This is a genomic window from Bacteroides faecis, from assembly GCF_020091505.1.
Taxonomy (GTDB): Bacteria; Bacteroidota; Bacteroidia; order Bacteroidales; family Bacteroidaceae; genus Bacteroides; species Bacteroides faecis.
In genome coordinates this window covers 3,894,733-3,916,908 of record NZ_CP081916.1, presented here as the reverse complement: position 1 = coordinate 3,916,908, position 22,176 = coordinate 3,894,733, and the positions used below count along the sequence as shown (strand labels likewise).

The 22,176-nt window shown below is 40.4% G+C and carries 17 protein-coding genes and 1 CRISPR repeat array; of the genes, 8 read left to right on the top strand and 9 right to left on the bottom strand.

Going from position 1 to position 22,176, the window contains the following annotated elements; genetic code table 11:
* Positions 1-53 precede the first annotated feature (53 nt).
* The 4 genes from thiC to K6V30_RS15200 all read left to right on the top strand — a co-directional run bounded on the left by thiC (position 54) and on the right by K6V30_RS15200 (position 4,296).
* A complete protein-coding gene (gene thiC, locus K6V30_RS15215; protein ID WP_010538301.1) occupies positions 54-1,754 on the top strand; it encodes a phosphomethylpyrimidine synthase ThiC in 1,701 nt (566 codons plus the stop codon).
* A 50-nt stretch (positions 1,755-1,804) separates the two neighbouring features.
* Positions 1,805-2,929 (top strand): 2-iminoacetate synthase ThiH, encoded by a 1,125-nt coding sequence (thiH, locus tag K6V30_RS15210; protein WP_010538302.1) that lies wholly within the window; start codon positions 1,805-1,807, stop codon positions 2,927-2,929.
* Between the two features lie 4 nt (positions 2,930-2,933).
* Positions 2,934-3,626 (top strand): HesA/MoeB/ThiF family protein, encoded by a 693-nt coding sequence (locus tag K6V30_RS15205; protein ID WP_022300815.1) that lies wholly within the window; start codon positions 2,934-2,936, stop codon positions 3,624-3,626.
* A gap of 61 nt (positions 3,627-3,687) precedes the next feature.
* On the top strand, positions 3,688-4,296 hold the full coding sequence (locus K6V30_RS15200; RefSeq protein ID WP_010538304.1) for a thiamine phosphate synthase: 609 nt from the start codon (positions 3,688-3,690) through the stop codon (positions 4,294-4,296).
* A gap of 84 nt (positions 4,297-4,380) precedes the next feature.
* Here K6V30_RS15200 and K6V30_RS15195 read toward each other — a convergent pair whose 3' ends face one another.
* The 3 genes from K6V30_RS15195 to ppdK form a co-directional block, all read right to left on the bottom strand.
* Positions 4,381-4,950, bottom strand: coding sequence for a porin family protein (locus tag K6V30_RS15195; protein WP_010538305.1), 570 nt, complete (start codon positions 4,948-4,950; stop codon positions 4,381-4,383).
* A 192-nt stretch (positions 4,951-5,142) separates the two neighbouring features.
* Entirely contained in the window at positions 5,143-5,658 is a 516-nt protein-coding gene (locus tag K6V30_RS15190; RefSeq protein WP_010538306.1) for an outer membrane beta-barrel protein, read from the bottom strand.
* A 258-nt stretch (positions 5,659-5,916) separates the two neighbouring features.
* Positions 5,917-8,637: a pyruvate, phosphate dikinase gene (ppdK, locus tag K6V30_RS15185; RefSeq protein WP_010538307.1), complete on the bottom strand. Its 2,721-nt coding sequence runs from the start codon at positions 8,635-8,637 to the stop codon at positions 5,917-5,919.
* A 199-nt stretch (positions 8,638-8,836) separates the two neighbouring features.
* Here ppdK and rlmD point away from each other — a divergent pair, with 199 nt between their 5' ends.
* Both rlmD and K6V30_RS15175 read left to right on the top strand, forming a co-directional pair.
* Positions 8,837-10,255, top strand: a complete 1,419-nt coding sequence (rlmD, locus tag K6V30_RS15180; protein WP_010538308.1) for a 23S rRNA (uracil(1939)-C(5))-methyltransferase RlmD — start codon at positions 8,837-8,839, stop codon at positions 10,253-10,255.
* A 35-nt stretch (positions 10,256-10,290) separates the two neighbouring features.
* Entirely contained in the window at positions 10,291-11,211 is a 921-nt protein-coding gene (locus K6V30_RS15175) for an RluA family pseudouridine synthase (protein ID WP_010538309.1), read from the top strand.
* Positions 11,212-11,318: 107 nt separating this feature from the next.
* On the opposite strand, the gene K6V30_RS15170 is transcribed toward K6V30_RS15175, so the two are convergent.
* A complete protein-coding gene (locus tag K6V30_RS15170; protein ID WP_055269389.1) occupies positions 11,319-11,726 on the bottom strand; it encodes a hypothetical protein in 408 nt (135 codons plus the stop codon).
* Between the two features lie 111 nt (positions 11,727-11,837).
* Between K6V30_RS15170 and K6V30_RS15165 the strand changes: the two genes are divergently transcribed.
* Both K6V30_RS15165 and K6V30_RS15160 read left to right on the top strand, forming a co-directional pair.
* Positions 11,838-13,481 (top strand): B12-binding domain-containing radical SAM protein, encoded by a 1,644-nt coding sequence (locus tag K6V30_RS15165; protein WP_022301950.1) that lies wholly within the window; start codon positions 11,838-11,840, stop codon positions 13,479-13,481.
* 162 nt (positions 13,482-13,643) lie between these two features.
* Positions 13,644-14,270, top strand: a complete 627-nt coding sequence (locus tag K6V30_RS15160; RefSeq protein WP_055269388.1) for a DUF4858 domain-containing protein — start codon at positions 13,644-13,646, stop codon at positions 14,268-14,270.
* Between the two features lie 524 nt (positions 14,271-14,794).
* A CRISPR array of direct repeats spans positions 14,795-17,711; the repeat unit is 30 nt; unit sequence TGTTTCAATTCCACTAGGTACAATTAATAC.
* Between the two features lie 212 nt (positions 17,712-17,923).
* Here the strand turns inward: K6V30_RS15160 and cas2 are convergent.
* From cas2 to K6V30_RS15135, 5 genes are all read right to left on the bottom strand, one after another.
* The gene (gene cas2 / locus K6V30_RS15155; protein WP_055269387.1) at positions 17,924-18,187 is read right to left on the bottom strand and encodes a CRISPR-associated endonuclease Cas2; all 264 of its coding nucleotides are present in this window, start codon (positions 18,185-18,187) and stop codon (positions 17,924-17,926) included.
* Positions 18,188-18,190: 3 nt separating this feature from the next.
* Positions 18,191-19,207: a type I-B CRISPR-associated endonuclease Cas1b gene (gene cas1b / locus K6V30_RS15150; protein ID WP_055269386.1), complete on the bottom strand. Its 1,017-nt coding sequence runs from the start codon at positions 19,205-19,207 to the stop codon at positions 18,191-18,193.
* Complete coding sequence (cas4, locus tag K6V30_RS15145; RefSeq protein ID WP_055269385.1) at positions 19,204-19,716, bottom strand: CRISPR-associated protein Cas4; 513 nt, start codon at positions 19,714-19,716, stop codon at positions 19,204-19,206. The genes cas1b and cas4 overlap by 4 nt, the downstream gene beginning before the upstream one ends.
* A gap of 62 nt (positions 19,717-19,778) precedes the next feature.
* The gene (locus K6V30_RS15140; RefSeq protein ID WP_055269384.1) at positions 19,779-20,837 is read right to left on the bottom strand and encodes a hypothetical protein; all 1,059 of its coding nucleotides are present in this window, start codon (positions 20,835-20,837) and stop codon (positions 19,779-19,781) included.
* Between the two features lie 13 nt (positions 20,838-20,850).
* A complete protein-coding gene (locus K6V30_RS15135; RefSeq protein WP_055269383.1) occupies positions 20,851-22,173 on the bottom strand; it encodes a hypothetical protein in 1,323 nt (440 codons plus the stop codon).
* Positions 22,174-22,176 lie beyond the last annotated feature (3 nt).

The window sequence follows — 22,176 nt, the reverse complement described above, 5'->3', positions numbered from 1 at the left end:
CAATGAGTAATGTCTAATTGACTACTTTTTTATCATACTAGAATAAAAAATTCATGGAACAAAAAATAAAATTCCCCCGCTCTCAGAAAGTATATCTGCCGGGCAAGCTCTATCCGAATATCCGTGTAGCCATGCGGAAAGTAGAACAAGTGCCCAGCACCAGCTTCGAAGGAGACGAAAAAATAGTGACTCCAAATCCGGAAGTATATGTATATGATACCAGCGGACCGTTCAGCGATTCATCAATGAGCATCGACCTTAAAAAAGGACTTCCACGCTTACGTGAAGAGTGGATTGTGTCACGTGGCGATGTGGAACAACTCCCCGAAATCACTTCGGAATACGGGCAAATGCGACGGGACGACAAGAGTCTGGACCATCTTCGTTTTGAGCACATCGCCCTTCCCTACCGTGCCCGAAAAGGAGAAGCCATCACCCAAATGGCATATGCCAAACGAGGCATTATCACTCCGGAAATGGAATATGTGGCTATCCGGGAAAATATGAACTGTGAAGAGCTCGGAATCGAGACTCATATCACTCCCGAATTTGTCCGTAAGGAAATAGCAGAAGGCCGTGCGGTACTCCCGGCCAATATCAATCATCCGGAAGCTGAACCAATGATTATCGGTCGTAACTTCCTGGTGAAAATCAATACGAACATCGGAAATTCGGCTACGACTTCCAGCATTGATGAGGAAGTGGAAAAGGCTTTGTGGAGCTGTAAATGGGGAGGTGACACGCTGATGGACCTTTCCACCGGAGAGAATATCCATGAGACGCGTGAGTGGATTATCCGTAACTGTCCGGTGCCGGTGGGTACTGTACCTATTTATCAGGCACTTGAAAAAGTGAACGGCGTAGTCGAGGATCTTAGTTGGGAAATCTATCGGGATACGTTGATAGAACAGTGCGAACAGGGAGTGGATTACTTCACGATTCATGCAGGTATTCGTCGCCACAATGTGCATCTTGCCGACGAGCGTCTGTGCGGTATCGTCAGCCGTGGAGGAAGTATCATGAGCAAATGGTGTCTGGTACACAATCAGGAAAGTTTCCTGTATGAGCACTTTGATGATATTTGTGATATTCTGGCTCAATATGACGTTGCCGTATCATTGGGAGACGGATTGCGTCCGGGGTCCATCCACGATGCCAACGACAAAGCACAATTTGCGGAACTGGATACCATGGGCGAGCTGGTGCTTCGTGCCTGGAAAAAGAATGTACAGGCGTTCATCGAAGGTCCTGGGCATGTACCGATGCATAAAATCAAAGAAAACATGGAGCGCCAGATCGAGAAATGTCATGATGCGCCGTTTTATACGCTCGGTCCTTTGGTCACCGACATTGCTCCGGGATACGATCATATTACCTCCGCTATCGGAGCGGCTCAGATTGGTTGGCTGGGCACGGCCATGCTTTGCTATGTCACTCCGAAAGAGCATCTTGCCTTGCCGGATAAAGAAGATGTGCGTGTAGGCGTCATCACATACAAGATTGCCGCCCATGCCGCCGATCTCGCCAAAGGCCATCCGGGAGCACAGGTTCGCGACAATGCATTGAGCAAAGCCCGCTACGAGTTCCGCTGGAAAGACCAGTTCGACTTGTCTCTCGATCCGGAACGGGCACAAGGATATTTCCGTGCGGGACATCACATCGACGGAGAATACTGTACGATGTGCGGACCTAATTTCTGTGCCATGAGATTGTCTCGTGACTTGAAGAAAAACGCCCATAATGACAAACAGTAAGTGGTGAAAAACTTAAAACCAATTTACAACTAACTTATAACTTAAAAAAAATGTTCTCAGACGAATTAGAAAAAATATCCTGGGAAGAGACGACAAAAGCCATCTATTCCAAGACAGATGCCGATGTGCGCCGTGCATTGGGTAAAAAAGAGCATCTGGACGTCAACGACTTTATGGCATTGATCTCACCTGCCGCCACTCCATATCTGGAAGTGATGGCTCGCCTCAGCCAGAAATATACGATGGAACGGTTCGGCAAAACAATCTCTATGTTCGTACCGCTCTACATCACCAATTCATGTACCAACTCCTGTGTTTACTGTGGTTTCCACATCAGCAATCCGATGAAAAGAACGATTCTGACCGAAGAGGAAATCATCAACGAATATAAAGCCATCAAACGGCTGGCTCCTTTCGAGAATCTGTTACTCGTGACCGGTGAAAATCCGGCAGCGGCAGGAGTGCCTTACATCGCCCGTGCACTGGACTTGGCCAAACCTTATTTCAGCAATCTTCAAATTGAAGTGATGCCCCTCAAAGCGGAAGAATATAAAGAGCTCACTCATCACGGACTGAACGGAGTCATCTGTTTTCAGGAAACCTACAACAAGGCGAACTATAAAAAGTATCACCCGAGAGGCATGAAGTCCAAATTCGAATGGCGTGTCAATGGTTTCGACCGTATGGGACAAGCCGGTGTCCACAAGATAGGAATGGGTGTTCTGATCGGTCTGGAAGAGTGGCGGACCGATGTGACAATGATGGCTTACCACCTCCGCTACTTGCAGAAACATTATTGGAAAACCAAGTACAGCGTCAACTTCCCCCGTATGCGTCCATCCGAAAACGATGGTTTCCAACCCAACGTCATCATGAACGACCGGGAACTTGCACAGCTTACATTCGCCATGCGTATCTTCGACCATGATGTAGATATCTCTTATTCTACCCGCGAAAGTGCCGAGATACGAAATCACATGGCAACTCTGGGGGTAACTACCATGAGTGCTGAAAGCAAGACTGAACCGGGTGGATATTACAGCTATCCGCAAACGCTGGAACAGTTTCATGTGAGCGACGAACGGAAAGCGATAGAAGTAGAACGTGATTTGAGAAAACTGGGACGTGAACCGGTCTGGAAAGACTGGGACCAGTCTTTTGACTTTAAAAGATAAAACGATGCGATACGACAGGCAAATGATCCTTCCCGAAATCGGAGAAGAGGGACAGCGGAAACTGAAGCAAGCAAAGGTTCTTATTGTAGGCGTAGGAGGGTTAGGCTCTCCCATCGCCCTCTATCTGGCCGGAGCAGGAGTAGGTTGTATAGGACTGGTAGACGACGATGTGGTCAGTATCAGCAATCTGCAAAGACAGGTGCTCTATTCAGAAAAAGAATTAGGTAAACCGAAAGCAATATGTGCCGCTGAACGGCTTTCCGCACTCAACAGCGAGACAACTTCCCAGCCTTATCCTACCCGTCTAACAGAAGAAAACGCACAAGAAATCATCAGTCAGTATGATATTGTAGTAGATGGCTGCGACAACTTCCCTACCCGTTATCTGATCAATGACATCTGTGCAAAAACGGGGAAAGTCTATGTCTATGGAGCCATCTGCGGCTTCGAAGGCCAGGTATCTGTTTTCCATTACGGAGAAGAGAAAAAAGACTATCGGGACCTATACCCCGACGAAGAGGAAATGAAACGAATGCCCCCGCCTCCCAAGGGTGTAATGGGCATCACTCCCGCTGTGACAGGGAGCATCGAGGCAACAGAAGTGCTGAAGATTATATGCGGCTTTGGAGAAGTATTGTCGGGCAAACTATGGACTATTGACTTGCGGACATTGCAATCTAACAAATTTTCACTATAAACGTTGGTTTCTGAAATAGTTAATTAGTAACTTTGCTAAAGTTTACAACTTAACAAAGGAAATGAAACTAATTGTAGTTACCACCCCTACTTTCTTCGTTGAAGAAGATAAGATTATTACCGCTCTTTTCGAAGAGGGACTGGATATTCTACATCTCAGAAAACCTGAGACACCAGCCATGTATTCCGAACGATTGCTGACACTGATTCCTGAAAAATATCATCGCCGCATCGTGACACACGAGCACTTCTATCTGAAAGAAGAATTCAACCTGATGGGTATTCACCTGAATGCACGCAATCCGAGCGAACCGCATGATTACGCCGGACATGTCAGTTGTTCCTGTCATTCCGTAGAGGAGGTAAAAAACAGAAAGCATTTCTATGATTATGTTTTCATGAGCCCTATTTACGATAGTATTTCGAAGGTCAATTATTATTCTACTTATACGGCAGAAGAGTTACGTGAAGCACAGAAAGCCAAAATCATTGACTCCAAAGTGATGGCACTCGGGGGGATTAATGAAGATAATCTACTGGAGATAAAGGATTTCGGATTCGGAGGAGCTGTTGTACTGGGAGATCTCTGGAATCGGTTTGATGCTTGCCTGGACCAGAATTATCTGGCAGTGATCGAGCATTTCAAGAAGTTGAAGAAATTAGCGGACTAAGAACATTGATTCGAGAAACAAATATAAAAAAAACGCTGTAAATAATACTCCACAGCGGTTTTCTTTTTTACAAGTATTTACTTATCAGAACTTATATCCTAATACTATAGAGAAGTTCATATTTTTAGGATTACCAACTTTTTGTACATCTACCAAACCAAATTGGCCATCTAATCCTACAATAATCTGACCTAATTCCAATGCAACACCAACACCTAATCCTGCATCAAAACGCTTCAAACCACCATCACCAAAAGTATTCTCCTTATACTCCACATTGCCCATATCCACTTTTGACTTACCTGCAATACCACATGCTAAATAGGGTCCCGCATTAATAACCACATTTGTATTATTAGCAACATCAAAACGCGCAGCAGCCATTACCGGCAATTCTAAATAATAAGCATTAATTGTGAGTTCATCTTGCTTTGCACCTTTGCTGCTTACAAACAATGATGGTTGCAATGACCAAGTATTATCAAAAGCATATTCAAAACCTCCTCCAAGCTTAAAGCCAATTTTTGCATTCATATCAGCATCACCTGTGTAATTACTAATATTCATTCCTACTTTGGCATTCCAACCTGTAATCTGCGAGAAACCGACTACTGAAACTAATGCGAATAAAATAAATAAAATACTCTTTTTCATAATTCTAAAGTTTTTAATTAATTACTATAGTTAAATCATCTGTTTAATCAATGACACAAATGTATAACCGAAATTTATATTTAACAACATTTTCTTCAATAAACGTGTAAAATATAGAGATAATACATAAAGAAAGGGAATTCCCTATTTTAAAGAATCCCCTTTCCTGTTTTTTTATTATCTACTACTCGATTAGAAATTGTAGTGGAAACCAATAGAAAGATCTTCGCTAGTCAACATCAGACCAAAAGAGTCTCCGGAAGTGTTCACATTTCTACGATATCCCAAGAAGCCATACTTAGCTACAAAAGAGAAATGATCGTTCAGTTTAACAGCAATACCCGGTCTCAAACCAATCTGGCCTGCTTTAGTAGTATCACCATCTTTAATTTTCACGAAACCAATAGCAGCAGTTCCATCCAGGAACAGACGCACAGCATCGTTTTGATAGTAAGACCAACGGATATACGGAGCAACAGTAACTGTATTTGCAGTCACCTGCTTCACATACTCGTGTGAATAGTTCAGTTCAGCACCCAATGCCCATGTTTCATTAAAATTGTAGCCGATTTCCGGAGCAACTTTAAAAGAGGTAGTGTTGCCTGTGCTATTACGCCATACATTCAAAGATCCGCCTACGTAAATGTCCTGTGCTTTTACAGCGATAGTTGCTAACATGACAACTACCAATAATAAACCCTTTTTCATCTTCTTTCTTTTTAAATTATAAAATAAAAATACGTTTTGTTTTCGAGGGCAAAATTAAGCTACTTCTTTATCTTAAACAAATATTTAGTTAGTTTTTTATAATAATCACCAAATGTATCCTTATTAAAAGCTGATTATCAGCACCTAACGAGCATAAATAAAAATAACATCATCTAACAAAACAGGCTGTAATCGTCTCGTAAGAGAATGATTACAGCCCAATTATCAGAAAGTTAACTTTCTAACCAGTTTATCTCTCTATCCTTCAATTGCTGCCTGCGCCGCTGCCAATCTGGCGATAGGCACCCGGAACGGAGAGCAACTAACGTAATTCAAACCTACTCTATGGCAGAACTTCACAGAAGACGGTTCACCACCATGTTCACCACAGATACCGCATTTCAAATCCGGACGGATAGCACGGCCTTTCTCTGTAGCCATACGTACCAACTGACCCACACCATTCTGATCGAGAACCTGGAACGGATCTACTTTCAGAATCTTCTTTTCCAGATAAACCGGAAGGAAAGAAGCGATATCGTCGCGAGAATAGCCGAAGGTCATCTGAGTCAAGTCATTCGTACCGAATGAGAAGAATTCAGCAGATGAAGCGATACGGTCAGCAGTCAAGGCTGCACGCGGAATTTCGATCATAGTACCTACTTTGAAGTCAATGCTGTCGCCAACTTCTTTAAATAACTTCGCAGCTTCTTCGCGGATCACTTTCTCTTGTTCCTTGAACTCGTACAAGATACCGGTCAGCGGAACCATGATTTCCGGATGTGTCTCTACACCTTCTTTCTTCAGTTCAAGAGCCGCACCCAAGATAGCACGTGTCTGCATCTGAGTGATTTCAGGATATGTATTTCCCAGACGGCAACCACGGTGGCCCAACATTGGATTGTGCTCACACAATGATTCTACACGCTGCTGGATATATTGCAGGCTTACCCCCATCGTGTCAGCCATTTCCTGCTGGCCCTTCGTATCGTGAGGAACGAATTCATGCAAAGGAGGATCGAGCAAACGAACAGTCACCGGACAACCAGCCATTGCTTTAAAGATACCCTTAAAGTCAGCTTGTTGATATGGAAGGATCTTAGCCAATGCCTTGCGACGGCCTTCAGCATCTTCCGACAGGATCATTTCGCGCATTGCTTTAATCTTTTCACCTTCGAAGAACATATGCTCTGTACGGCAAAGACCGATGCCTACCGCACCGAAGTTACGTGCTACTTCCGCATCATGAGGAGTATCCGCATTGGTACGTACCTGCAGACGGGTATATTTATCCGAGAGTTTCATCAAATCGGCAAAGTCACCGGAAAGTTCGGCAGCCTGTGTTTCTACTTTACCATTATACACTTCTCCTGTACTACCGTTCAATGAGATATAATCACCTTCTTTTAAGACAATACCGTCAATTTCCACCGTACGGTTTTTATAGTCGATATTCAATGCACCTGCACCGGACACACAGCATTTACCCATACCGCGAGCCACCACAGCTGCATGAGAAGTCATACCACCACGAGCTGTCAGAATACCTTCGGCAACCGCCATACCAGCCAGGTCTTCCGGAGAGGTTTCGATACGAACCATTACCACTTTCTTTCCACCGGCAGCCCATTCGGCAGCATCATCAGCGAAGAACACAATCTGCCCTGTTGCAGCACCCGGAGAAGCCGGAAGACCACGAGTCAGTACTTTAGCCTGTTTCAAAGCTGATTTATCGAATACCGGATGAAGAAGTTCGTCCAGTTTATTGGGTTCTACACGCATCAAAGCAGTCTTTTCATCAATCATGCCCTGACGGAGCAAGTCCATTGCAATTTTCACCATAGCCGCACCGGTACGTTTACCGTTACGAGTCTGCAGGAACCATAATTTACCTTCCTGCACAGTGAATTCCATGTCTTGCATATCTTTATAATGGTTCTCCAATTTTGTTTGCAAAGCATCCAGTTCCTTGTAGATTTCCGGCATTGCCTCTTCCATAGAAGGGAATTTCGATGCACGGATATCTTCAGTAACACCTGCCAATACAGCCCAGCGCTGAGAACCGACTTTAGTAATCTGTTGCGGAGTACGAATACCGGCTACCACATCTTCACCTTGTGCATTGATCAGGTATTCACCGTTGAAAAGGTCTTCACCTGTACCGGCATCACGGGAGAAGCAAACACCCGTTGCAGATGTATCACCCATATTACCGAATACCATAGCTTGTACGTTTACAGCAGTTCCCCATTCATCAGGTATACTTTCCATCTTACGATAAAGGATAGCACGCTCGTTCATCCATGAATCAAATACGGCGCAGATGGCCCCCCAAAGCTGTTCGTAAGCACAAGTCGGGAAATCTTTTCCGGTCTGCTCCTTCACAGCTGCCTTGAATTTCTTTACGAGTTCTTTCAGATCTTCCACTTCCAGCTCGTTGTCAAGTTTCACTCCTTTTGATTCTTTTACTTCTTCGATGATTGCTTCGAACGGGTCAATATCTTCTTTGTTTGTCGGCTTCATGCCCAGAACAACGTCACCGTACATCTGCACAAAACGACGATAGGAGTCCCATGCAAAACGAGCATTACCAGTCTTCCGGATGATACCTTCCACTACCTCATCATTCAGACCCAGGTTCAGAATAGTATCCATCATACCCGGCATAGACGCACGGGCACCCGAACGAACAGAAACCAACAATGGATTTTCGATATCACCGAATTTAGATTTCATTAATTCTTCTACACGGGCAATGGCTTTTACTACTTCATCTTTCAGCAACTCAACCACTTTATCACGTCCTAACGTATTATACTCCGTGCAAACTTCTGTAGTTATGGTGAATCCGGGAGGGACGGGAATTCCTATTAAATTCATTTCGGCAAGATTGGCACCTTTACCACCCAACAAATTCTTCATGTCAGCCTTTCCTTCTGCCTGACCATTTCCAAAGGTATAAACTCTTTTTTTATCCATAATATTGTGTTTAAAGTTACATTATGATTTTTTTCTGTTCGCAAATCTAAGTATATTTCGCAAACCAGAAAACTTTTTGAGAAAAAACTTTCTATTAAAATGCAATTTCGACATTACAATCTGGAATATTTTCATAGACACGAAAGTTTTCCAAAAAAAATACCTACTTTTGCATCATAATTATTAGATTGGTGTAAAAGTGGCAAGAAAGAGAAAAGAACTTCCCCTGCTGGAGAAGGTAACAATAACGGATGTGGCTGCCGAAGGAAAAGCCATCGCAAAAGTAAACGACCTGGTGATTTTTGTTCCTTATGTAGTGCCAGGCGATGTTGTAGACCTGCAAATCAAGCGCAAAAAGAACAAATACGCCGAAGCTGAGGCCGTGAAATTTCACGAGCTGTCGCCAGTACGTGCCGTCCCTTTCTGCCAACACTATGGCGTATGCGGTGGTTGCAAATGGCAGGTACTCCCCTATTCGGAGCAAATCAAGTATAAGCAGAAACAGGTGGAGGACAATCTGAAGCGTATCGGTAAGATTGAACTTCCGGAAATTTCACCGATTCTGGGTTCTGCCAAAACAGAGTTCTACCGGAATAAACTGGAGTTCACTTTTTCCAACAAACGCTGGCTCACTAACGATGAAGTTCGCCAGGATGTGAAATACGATCAGATGAATGCGGTAGGTTTCCATATTCCCGGAGCTTTCGACAAAGTGCTGGCTATTGAAAAATGCTGGTTGCAGGATGACATTTCCAATCGTATCCGCAATGCCGTACGCGACTATGCTTATGAGCATGATTATTCGTTTATCAACCTGCGTTCACAGGAAGGTATGTTGCGGAATATGATTATCCGTACTTCATCTACGGGAGAACTGATGGTGATTGTTATCTGTAAGATCACAGAAGATCATGAAATGGAGCTGTTCAAACAACTGCTGCAGTTTATTGCCGACTCATTCCCCGAAATCACTTCTCTCCTATACATTATTAATAATAAGTGTAACGATACGATTAATGATTTGGATGTGCATGTATTCAAGGGGAAAGACCACATCTTCGAAGAAATGGAAGGACTGCGCTTCAAGGTCGGCCCGAAATCATTCTATCAGACTAACTCCGAACAGGCCTACAATCTATATAAGATAGCCCGCGAATTTGCCGGCCTGACCGGAAATGAACTGGTATATGACTTATATACCGGAACCGGAACGATTGCCAACTTTGTATCACGCCAGGCACGCCAGGTGATTGGTATTGAGTATGTGCCGGAAGCTATCGAGGATGCAAAGGTAAACGCCGAAATTAATGAGATAAAGAATACCTTGTTCTATGCCGGAGACATGAAAGACATGCTGACTCAGGAATTTATCAACCAGCATGGACGTCCGGACGTGATTATTACCGATCCTCCACGTGCAGGTATGCATCAGGATGTTGTGGATGTTATTTTGTTTGCCGAACCGAAGCGGATTGTATATGTAAGTTGTAACCCGGCTACGCAGGCACGCGACTTACAACTGCTCGACGGCAAATACAAAGTGAAAGCCGTACAGCCTGTAGACATGTTCCCCCATACACATCATGTGGAAAATGTGGTATTGCTGGAACTTCGATAATACGTTAGTTGAACTGTTCGCAAAAGAAAAAAGAAATGGAAAAAAGACCGAGAAGAACTCCTGCTGAGAAAGCACGTGCACAATATACAAACTATGCCGTCAAGGAACCCATGGAACTGATGGAGTTTCTGGCTGCTAAAATGCCGGATGCAAGCCGCACAAAGTTGAAATCTTTATTAAGTAAACGAGTGGTATTAGTGGATAACGTTATCACAACTCAATTCAACTTTCCGCTGCAAGCCGGAATGAAAGTACAAATCAGCAAGGAAAAGGGAAAGAAGGAATTTCATAACAGATTGCTGAAAATTGTATATGAAGATGCATATATTATTGTGGTAGAAAAGATGCAAGGACTCTTGTCCGTTAACACGGAGCGGCAAAAAGAACGTACTGCTTATACTATTCTGAATGAATATGTACAGCGTTCGGGCAGACAGCACCGGATCTTCATCGTACACCGTCTGGATAGGGATACATCAGGATTGATGATGTTTGCGAAAGACGAAAAGACACAACGGACATTGCGTGACAACTGGCATGAAATAGTGACCGACCGCCGTTATGTGGCTGTCGTGGAAGGAACAATGGAGAAGGATTACGACACGGTAGTTTCTTGGCTGACAGACAAGACCCTCTACGTAAGCTCCAGCGAATATGATGATGGCGGTTCGAAGTCTATCACACACTATAGAACCATCAAACGTGCTAACGGATATTCATTGCTGGAACTTGATCTGGAAACAGGACGAAAGAATCAGATTCGTGTGCACATGCAGGATTTAGGACATCCGATCATAGGGGATGGAAGATATGGAGGCGAAGACTCGCCCAACCCGATCGGAAGACTGGCACTCCATGCCTTCAAACTTTGTTTTTATCATCCGGTGACGGGAGATTTGATGGAATTTGAAACACCTTATCCGGGAGAGTTTAAGAAGTTGTTCTTGAAAAAATAAAAAGGATATAAAAAAAGAAGAGATTGAATAATTCAACCTCTTCTTTTTTATATTATCTCCTCTTGCCAATTAATAGTCTTCTTCAAGAAAGCTCAATACATTAACCGTTATTGCATGTACAATTCCACATCGCCATAATAGAATCCATTAATATATAAAGTTCCCGTCATACGTCCATGACTAACATATACATTACGCAGTTCACGCGGAGGAGCAACATTACCATAATCAATATAAAGGGTACCATTTCCCACACTCCATTGCAGTCTTAGCGGTTTTCCATAATACTCACCATTATCATAATAGCATAGCTGGTCCTCTCCAAACCCATCCACACCTAAGTAGATACCACTTTCCAAAGGATCATGATGACGGTCAGATTCAAATCCTAAATCACCAATCCACGTACGTCCTACAATTCTATCGAATATTGTTTCATCGTCTTCGCACGAAGTAAAGCCGACCAATAAGGACAGCAGCATCAGAACACCTACGTATTTTTTCAAATTCTTCATAATTATCTAGTCTATTGCATTAATTATTGCAAAATTAACGTTTTTATTTTACTATACACCTTAAGACGCAAGTTTTTTGTACCTTTGCCCCAGTAACAGTAACATTTCCGTATGAAACTTCTTTGGCTTGATTTAAATAGCTCCTACGCGCACTCTTCGCTGGCATTGCCGGCATTACATGCACAAATAGCAGACGATACTACTATTGAATGGTGTACAGTATCAGCAACCATCAACGAGAACACCGGAATGGTTGTCAATCAAATCTACCGTCATCAACCCGACATTATCGCCGCTACCAACTGGCTATTTAATCATGAGCAACTGTTACATATCGTTTCACGCGCTAAAGCTTTGCTTCCCCATTGCTGTATTGTTCTCGGAGGTCCGGAGTTTCTGGGAGATAACGAAGCCTTCTTAAGAAAGAACAAATTTGTCAGCGGAGTGTTTCGTGGAGAAGGCGAAGAAGTGTTTCCTATCTGGTTAAAAGTATGGAATCATCCAGTAAGTGAGTGGAATCAGGTATCCGGTCTTTGTTACTTAGATGAATCTGACCGATATCAAGATAATGGTATCGCCCGTGTCATGAACTTCTCCCAACTCGTCTCACCGGAAAAAAGCAGCTTCTTCAACTGGAGCAAACCTTTCGTACAACTGGAAACCACCCGAGGCTGCTTCAATACCTGTGCATTTTGCGTCAGCGGAGGTGAGAAACCTGTCCGCACCATTTCTTTGGAGGCAATCCGCGAACGATTGAATGTTATTCATCAACATGGAATCAAAAATGTGCGCGTACTCGACCGTACTTTTAACTACAATAATAAGCGAGCCAAAGAACTTCTGCATCTTTTCCGTGAATATGCACCGGATATCTGTTTCCATCTGGAAATTCATCCGGCACTTCTCTCCGAAGAGTTGAAAGAGGAACTCGCTGTTTTACCTAGCGGTCTGCTACACCTTGAAGCCGGTATTCAAAGTCTTCGGGAACCGGTATTGGAGAAAAGCCGACGCATCGGAAAATTATCTGATGCCCTCCAAGGTCTGAAATATCTTTGCTCTCTTAAGAACATGGAGACTCATGCCGACTTAATAGCCGGACTTCCTCTCTATCATCTGTCCGAGATATTCGAAGACGTCCGTACACTTGCCGAATATGGCGCAGGAGAAATCCAACTGGAATCATTAAAACTACTTCCCGGCACAGAAATGCGAAGAAGAGCGGAAGAGTTAGGAATCCAATACTCCCCTCTGCCTCCATACGAAGTCCTGAGAACCAAAGAGATTTCTGTAGAAGAACTACAAACAGCCCACTACCTCTCCCGCCTTTTAGACGGATTTTATAATACTCCCACTTGGCGGAGTATCACCCGAACCCTTATTTTAGAGAATCCGCAATTCTTACATGAGTTACTCGACCATTTAGTACAAACAGATGTAATTGACACTCCTTTAAGCTTGGAGAAAAGGGGACTTATCATCTATGATTTCTGCAAGAATCATTATCCAGACTATGTGACACAGGTCAGTATTGCATGGATAGAAGCAGGTATGTCGTTAAAGAAAATCCCCGCTGAAAGAGTTAAAACAAAACGGCAGGTTCCTCCCGATAATTGGGAAATTATATACGGCGCATACCGTGAGAATCTACGATTATGTTTTCTCCCTGTTGACGAAGAAGGGCATGGTTATTGGTTCGGATTTGAATCGGAAATTCAGAAGATAAAACCTGTGTTCAAGGCAAAAAGATTACCTTAACAGGAGCACAAAAGTTGTGTTGGTTTTGTATCATCTATAGATGCGGCAACAAAAAAAGAAAAGTATTCTCATATTATGTGAAATAAATACTATTTATTCATTACACAAAGCAGCATTTCCCATTTTTCACCGTCCATACAATAAACTTTACTAGCACATTGTATGGACATTTGTAAATATCAGTTAGGTACTCTTTGTCTATTATTGCTTCCTTTATCTGTGGCAGGACAAGAGTGGAGCAAACAGGACTCATTGAGATTACAGCAGTTATTGAAATCCGATCAGGAAATTAATATAAACAGAAAGTTCGTTGAGAAAACAGAACAGAATATGTTGTATCATACAAAATCGTTTGTTGACTTTGATCCAACACTGCCGGCTTTAAAATCACCGATTATGTCTCCGAAATTGTCCCTATATACTCATCATGTTTTCCGACGCACTAATTCTGTCTTCTTGCCCACTTATTCTTGGTTTAAAATACACAAGAATATTACTTTGCACAGTAAAAGTAACTTTGGAGAAAATCCGGACCATTTTCATGTTGAAGTTCAGATGGATTATAGCATCTCTAAAAAATGGTCTCTCAGCATATATGGTGAACAAAATCTGGATGCCCGAAGATATCGGGGACTTTCATCTGAAGTGATACCAACTACTTTGGGCAGCAACATTATCCTTAAAATAAATAAAGGCTGGAAATTGAAGACCGATGTGCGGTATCAATACAACACCATACGAAAGAAATGGGAATGGGTACCTCAGGTAAGTATTTCTTATGAGTGGTAAAAATGGATCATCTTCATTATTACGCAAACTATAATAACAGAATAATAAAAAGCCAAAACTACTATTCATCTAGTAATTACACAAAACAATATTCCCACAATCAATAAAGGCCTACAACTGTATTAATATGTGTACCTTGCAGATTCAAAACGTAATTTGAACCATATATAAGAGAAAAGTCTTATATATTATTAACAATTGAAATATGTCTCAAATTTTGCTAGGTACAATTAATACCGGATTTGGGTGTATATTTCAGCGGGAAAAGCAGGTTTCAATTCCGCTAGGTACAATTAATACAGCGGTTGACAATTTACCTACTAGCGTTGCAGGAGTGTTTCAATTCCACTAGGTACAATTAATACAACAAAGGTTCATTGACGCCGGCTACTTCGAGATGAGTCTCAATTCCACTAGGTACAATTAATACTGTTATATGTGTGTCTCTCTTCTTAGCTGAAGGAAGTTTCAATTCCACTCAATTAATACTGAGTTTGAGAACATGGGCGAACGTGATGGTAACGACGTTTCAATTCCACTAGGTACAATTAATACGGAACATTATTCACTATTGCAAATTCTTTTTCAACGTTTCAATTCCACTAGGTACAATTAATACCGGTACATGGTTCGTGAGAATAGTGTACCTTTTTTAATGTTTCAATTCCACTAGGTACAATTAATACCATACGGAGGTCTGATACCTTACGGGAAAGAAGAAAGTTTCAATTCCACTAGGTACAATTAATACCTTCCGGAAGGACATATACTCTCTCGGATACTCTTGTTTCAATTCCACTAGGTACAATTAATACGACAGTGCTGGAGTCGAACCAGCCTCACGGATTATGTTTCAATTCCACTAGGTACAATTAATACTTTTTACTTGCTAAAAATTGCGAATCGTTTAGGCGTTTCAATTCCACTAGGTACAATTAATACTATCCATCAGTTCCTTTATAGATTAGACTTAACATGTTTCAATTCCACTAGGTACAATTAATACTGAGGATGATAGAGAAAAAACACATAAGCTATACAAGTGTTTCAATTCCACTAGGTACAATTAATACAGTGATCTTTTTGGATAATAATGCATTGAAATCATGTTTCAATTCCACTAGGTACAATTAATACCAGGAATGGCTGGCTCCTACGGGATGCATAGCCAGTTTCAATTCCACTAGGTACAATTAATACGATAATGAAAAAATGGACTGACTTTTCTTATATAGTTTCAATTCCACTAGGTACAATTAATACTTCGAGTCTGATTTATCTTTCTCTGCATTAGTCGAGTTTCAATTCCACTAGGTACAATTAATACTAATAATGGTACTGGCGCGGGAACTAATCCTTTTTATGTTTCAATTCCACTAGGTACAATTAATACACCAGAGCACATCTTCCCAGTATGCTTCATTGGTGTTTCAATTCCACTAGGTACAATTAATACGCTTCCTGTCCAGGCATGTTCGTTGTCCATGTGATGTTTCAATTCCACTAGGTACAATTAATACCATTCTCATATCTCGCTACTGCATTGCCTATCGTGTTTCAATTCCACTAGGTACAATTAATACCGGTACATGGTTCGTGAGAATAGTGTACCTTTTTTAATGTTTCAATTCCACTAGGTACAATTAATACCATACGGAGGTCTGATACCTTACGGGAAAGAAGAAGGTTTCAATTCCACTAGGTACAATTAATACCTTCCGGAAGGACATATACTCTCTCGGATACTCTTGTTTCAATTCCACTAGGTACAATTAATACGACAGTGCTGGAGTCGAACCAGCCTCACGGATTATGTTTCAATTCCACTAGGTACAATTAATACTTTTTACTTGCTAAAAATTGCGAATCGTTTAGGCGTTTCAATTCCACTAGGTACAATTAATACTATCCATCAGTTCCTTTATAGATTAGACTTAACATGTTTCAATTCCACTAGGTACAATTAATACTGAGGATGATAGAGAAAAAACACATAAGCTATACAAGTGTTTCAATTCCACTAGGTACAATTAATACAGTGATCTTTTTGGATAATAATGCATTGAAATCATGTTTCAATTCCACTAGGTACAATTAATACCAGGAATGGCTGGCTCCTACGGGATGCATAGCCAGTTTCAATTCCACTAGGTACAATTAATACGATAATGAAAAAATGGACTGACTTTTCTTATATAGTTTCAATTCCACTAGGTACAATTAATACTTCGAGTCTGATTTATCTTTCTCTGCATTAGTCGAGTTTCAATTCCACTAGGTACAATTAATACTAATAATGGTACTGGCGCGGGAACTAATCCTTTTTATGTTTCAATTCCACTAGGTACAATTAATACACCAGAGCACATCTTCCCAGTATGCTTCATTGGTGTTTCAATTCCACTAGGTACAATTAATACGCTTCCTGTCCAGGCATGTTCGTTGTCCATGTGATGTTTCAATTCCACTAGGTACAATTAATACCATTCTCATATCTCGCTACTGCATTGCCTATCGTGTTTCAATTCCACTAGGTACAATTAATACTTGTCAACCGCATAAAGCTCCATGGCATATTGGTTTCAATTCCACTAGGTACAATTAATACTTTGTAGGAGGTCACAACATTCAATTGAATAACATGTTTCAATTCCACTAGGTACAATTAATACTTTCACCGCGGTAGTAGTCTCAACTCTTAATCCCGTTTCAATTCCACTAGGTACAATTAATACGTATCGGTATGTATGAGGTCTGTCTTGAAACCATGTTTCAATTCCACTAGGTACAATTAATACTGATTTGATTTCACAGGCCGACGACCGGTATCACTGTTTCAATTCCACTAGGTACAATTAATACCACATACGCAGACAAAGGTGTTACTCCCTTTATTATGTTTCAATTCCACTAGGTACAATTAATACTTTTTGCTGTTATCACTGTATTTCGTAAGAAATTGTTTCAATTCCACTAGGTACAATTAATACCGTATCATCTAACGCCATCAGCGACATATCCATCTCGTTTCAATTCCACTAGGTACAATTAATACGCAAATGCCTGTCTCTTGCCTATCTGGGAGATGGTAGGTTTCAATTCCACTAGGTACAATTAATACACAGAAAAGACCATTGGGCTGTTGAGCTATAAATGAGTTTCAATTCCACTAGGTACAATTAATACAAATGGGCATAACATTCAGCTAAACAATATCGGCGTTTCAATTCCACTAGGTACAATTAATACTTTGTCTTAAAGAATAAAGTTGTATAAGTTCTGATGTTTCAATTCCACTAGGTACAATTAATACACCAGAGCACATCTTCCCAGTATGTTTCATTAGTGTTTCAATTCCACTAGGTACAATTAATACCGAAAAGTCGTGGGGAGTCATTGCGCAAGGGATAGAGTTTCAATTCCACTAGGTACAATTAATACTCTACCATCAATCCCCCAAAGACCACTTAAAATGAATGAGTTACAATCCCCCAAAAGATATTTAAAGGTCAAAAATAGTGTCGATCCCTAAAAGTACAAAAAGTGCTGGAGATCGACACCACACTTATATTGCTGTAAATCAACAAGTCAAAGAACTCTTAAGAAGAATTTTCCTTAAAAAGGAAACATTACTAAAGTCTCCGACAACTAAATTACAGAAAATTATCTATACTACACCGTTCTTTTCCCACTACTTCTTTTTCCAAAGAGCTATGATTAGGTCCTTTGAAAATAATAATACTATCTTCAGATTCATCCATAAATTCTTTAGCTGAATATAGAAGTTTTTTTAGGCGTACTTCAGATATTTCACCCTCAAAAACAGAATTCTGTATCCAATTTAAATATTTACGACACAGTTTCAACATTTTAGCCACCCTTCTTTCACCACAATCATATACTAAAATGACATACATACTCTACCAATACATCTTAAAAGGTTTATACTCTTCAATTTCCAATAAGTGTTTTGCCAACTTATAACACTCCAATTTTATCAAGTGCCGATAACTAACATTACGATTCAACGTCCGATGTTTTATCGTTTCTAATAATTTATCTTCTATAGCTTTCACAAATATCTTTTTTCCTGAGTGATTAAGCAGACATTTATTCAACTTTTTATCAAAATGTTTTTCCTGAATTTCTCTCTTATTCAGTACTTTAAAAATAACTCTGTCAATAATTACAGGTTTAAAAACTTCCGCAATATCCAATGCCAAGGAATAACGTCGCTCACCCGGAGTGTGCAAAAAACTAATGGTCGGATTCAACTGAGTTTGATGAATAGCCCTCAAGCACAAAGTATAACACATCATATTTCCAAAAGATATCAGTGCATTCACTTCATTTTGAGGAGGCTGTTTTGTGCGGTTACCCATTTCGAAATCATTTAAGATCAAGTTAAAAGCATCATAATAGGTCTGTCGAATCATACCTTCAGTCCCCATTAGCTCGTCTACAGAAACTGTTTCCCGAAGTTTTGCTGCATATCCTTTTATTATATCGATTATATCTTCCATATCCTTCCCCCGACGATTATAATATTGCAGATTTTTAATCATATTATAAGCGGCGGATTCTATGAATTTCTGAGCAATCAAAAGTCGTTTTTTCTTATTCTGAAAAGCAGATGTTTGTGCAAGAAGCATTCTACCACTCAACAAGGAATCTTTAGGCATAAAGGATCCGGTATAATTCTCATAATAATCGAAAAAATGTACAGCAATATCTTTCTGTCCTAAAAAATTAAATAGCGAACTATTAGCTCGCAAAGAACCGAAAACATAAAACTCATTAATATCCTCGACAGGTAAGTATCGCGGTGCCCCGACAGACTCTTCGCCATTACCATCTTCAACGACCGGAGTAAATTTCAGAGTATTATCTTTTCGTTCTAATTGTCCCGGATTAAATAAATAATATGTTTTCTTCATTCTTCTTCCTCTCCACTATAACAAAAATCTATGTAACTACAATTTTTACATACCCTCTTCTTTTCCAACGATGGACAAGAATCCGATTCTATTATCTGCAAAATATCATGTTCCATTTCGCAAATCATTTCACGGTCAATATCACTAAGATATATCAGATCTTTTTTGCGTAAAACCGGATATTCTAATATTCCGGTTACTCCTTCCATTCCATTCCGCTCAAATATGTATATATAATATTTCAACTGCCATTCATGAGCCCGTTCTATCTTGTCTGACTTTTTGATCTCATGAATTATCTTATTTCCGGTATCATAATAATCAACTTTAATGCCATCTATCTCAACTTCTTCATACTTGGCCGAACGTTGTGGATATGATTCTTCATGAATCAATTTCCCCTCATAGACTAAATCTGAAGTATGCTCCATTGTTATACCATTAGCAAACAACCAAAGTTTACGTTTACAAACTTGATAATAATTAAAATGAGTACCAGTTATTTTCATCTTCTACCTATATTTTGAAAAATCAGGCAGAGTAAAATGCTCTGCCTGAAAAATAAAGAGTATTATTTTTGATTCTCATAATCAAAAGCAGATAGTAATTCTATCAAGCGTTCTTCCGCCCTTTGTAATGCATCTGCAGATTCAGTTTCAGTCACCATATATCCGGAACACGGTAAAGTAACAAATAACTCAGCCCCAGCCGTTTCATCCACTATTGGCTTGGCTTTTGCTTTTTCCGAATCGTCAATTAATTTAGCACGTATAGCTCCAGCCAAAGAATTCGCATTATCACTAATTGCAATGGCTAATGTTTCCATCAGGCTAAACGTTCTTGATTGATTACTGGAAATCCGCCAATTGATTAAGGCCTTTGCTATAGCTAGTATTGCTTTATCACGATGCTCTTTAGGCATAATCAAACACTCTCCAAATACATTTCGGGAACTTATCCATCCTTTCTCTTTCAATTCTTCAACTTTCTCCTTTGTCAATTCCGGTTCCATTTGATTGACAGAAACGGCAAACAAGGTTCGTAAATCAATGGCTACATCATAAACAAACAATCCGGTAGCTCTTGCGTTATCAGGAATCCATTTACGATATAAGCTCCTGTCTGTACCTGCCAATAATTCTTCTATCGCCTCTTCAGACATCGGTTTACCGGATGCGTCTCTTACAACTACTTTATGAATCTCCGGTCTGTCACTCCGATCAAAAGTAGCATTCTCTGAAAATCGTCCGCCTAACAAAGGATGAAGCAGGCGCATTGCAGAAATAGAAAATGGACTTCTTCTTTTAAGAGTTCTCTCTTTCCCTCCCTTGGCAGCTTTCATCCAACCTCCAAGAAGTTGGTCATAGTATTGAGGATCACAAAGCGAAAGAACTTCTCCTTCTCCCAAAGCTCCCTTATTGTTCACATCAAAAACAAAAGTTACCGAAGAAGGATCTACCAGCAATTCACTGTTAATAGTATCCAAGATACTTCTTTTCACTTGTTGACCACTAGAGAAAGGCACCTGCACTTTGAATACAGGATCCCAATATGATTTTTGACCACTCTCTACACAAAATACGGATAGGTCTATATGACGCAATCCCCTCAAATAAATGTAAGGTTTCATAGTAATAATATTTTTATTTATTCAGTAATGCATATTGAAATCTAATGAGCGTATTAAAATACGGAAAATTATCCTTTGGCATCATATTTACCATTTTCCCCATATTTTCATATCCAGTTCTTTCTTCTTCATCTTTTACAATAGGTATAAGATTCAAAAGAAACTGTTTTGTCGAAACAGATTCAAGCAGTTGATTAACATTATTTGTTCTATCCTTTCTGCCCTTTCCGGCACCTGCTTCATATTTTAAAAGCATTTCTGCAAATTCACGGGACATATCCCATAGCTTTTCGTTGTTCAACATGGCTAATATCCAAATTAAGTAAGTATTAAACGTTATTTCTTGTTCCTCGTCACCTTTATATGAAATCTTTTTCATGCCTTTCTCTGTCGGGAAAAAAGCTCTAAGTCCTTTAGGTTCCATAGCAGGTATCCCGATACATCCGGCTTGGCACGCTGCCCTAAGCCCTATGGCAGTTCCATATAATGCCTCTACCTTCTTCCGGTTTTGAATCCAGACAGATTCACCAAATACCTTCGCATATAACTGACTGGGGCGTATTATATCTTGAAGTTTAAAAGGAATAAAACCAACGGTAGTATTTGTCTGTCCGATACTATACAGATACCCCACTATATTTGACGTCGGATTATTTCGGGCAATCCCTGCAATTACTTCAGCCCAGGGAACCGTCTGCAAATTGAACAATCCATCGCTCATCGGCACCAAAGGATTAAAGTTCATCAACGGATCATCCAAATCATATTCTCTATCATAACGATGTGAAATCCAACGTCCATTCCATGTATTTATCTGATTACCTTTCAGTAAAGGGTATCTCTCCAAATATTGTCGATAATAATGCCAACCTTCAAATATATCCAATAGCAATTGTTCATGATTAAAGAGAATGGTTAATCCACCTACAACCCCAATTCCTAGCCCTGCACCAATCCATGAGAGATAAATATCTTCCTTATTATCAGGAAATGCAATACTTGAAATTTGTCCGGTGGTAGCAGCAGTGGCATCAACAACTCCATATCCAATAGCAATGCTGGCATCAGCTTTCTCTGTTTCTATCTTATGAATCATTTTACTGATTCTCTCTTGTCTACGCTCTGGAGTCTCAAAAGGCTTTTTCCCCTTAATCATATCATCCCAACTTAACTTGGGATTCTCCAGTGGAGAATTACCGGCAGTCATCATATATTTATGATGGTCAAAAAATAACGGCACAAACATGTCTTCAAAAAAAGACCTTGCCGTATATTCTGTTTTAAACTTACAATTATAAGCTTTTAAAAATGTGCGTCCTATAGTTGTTGCATACATAAG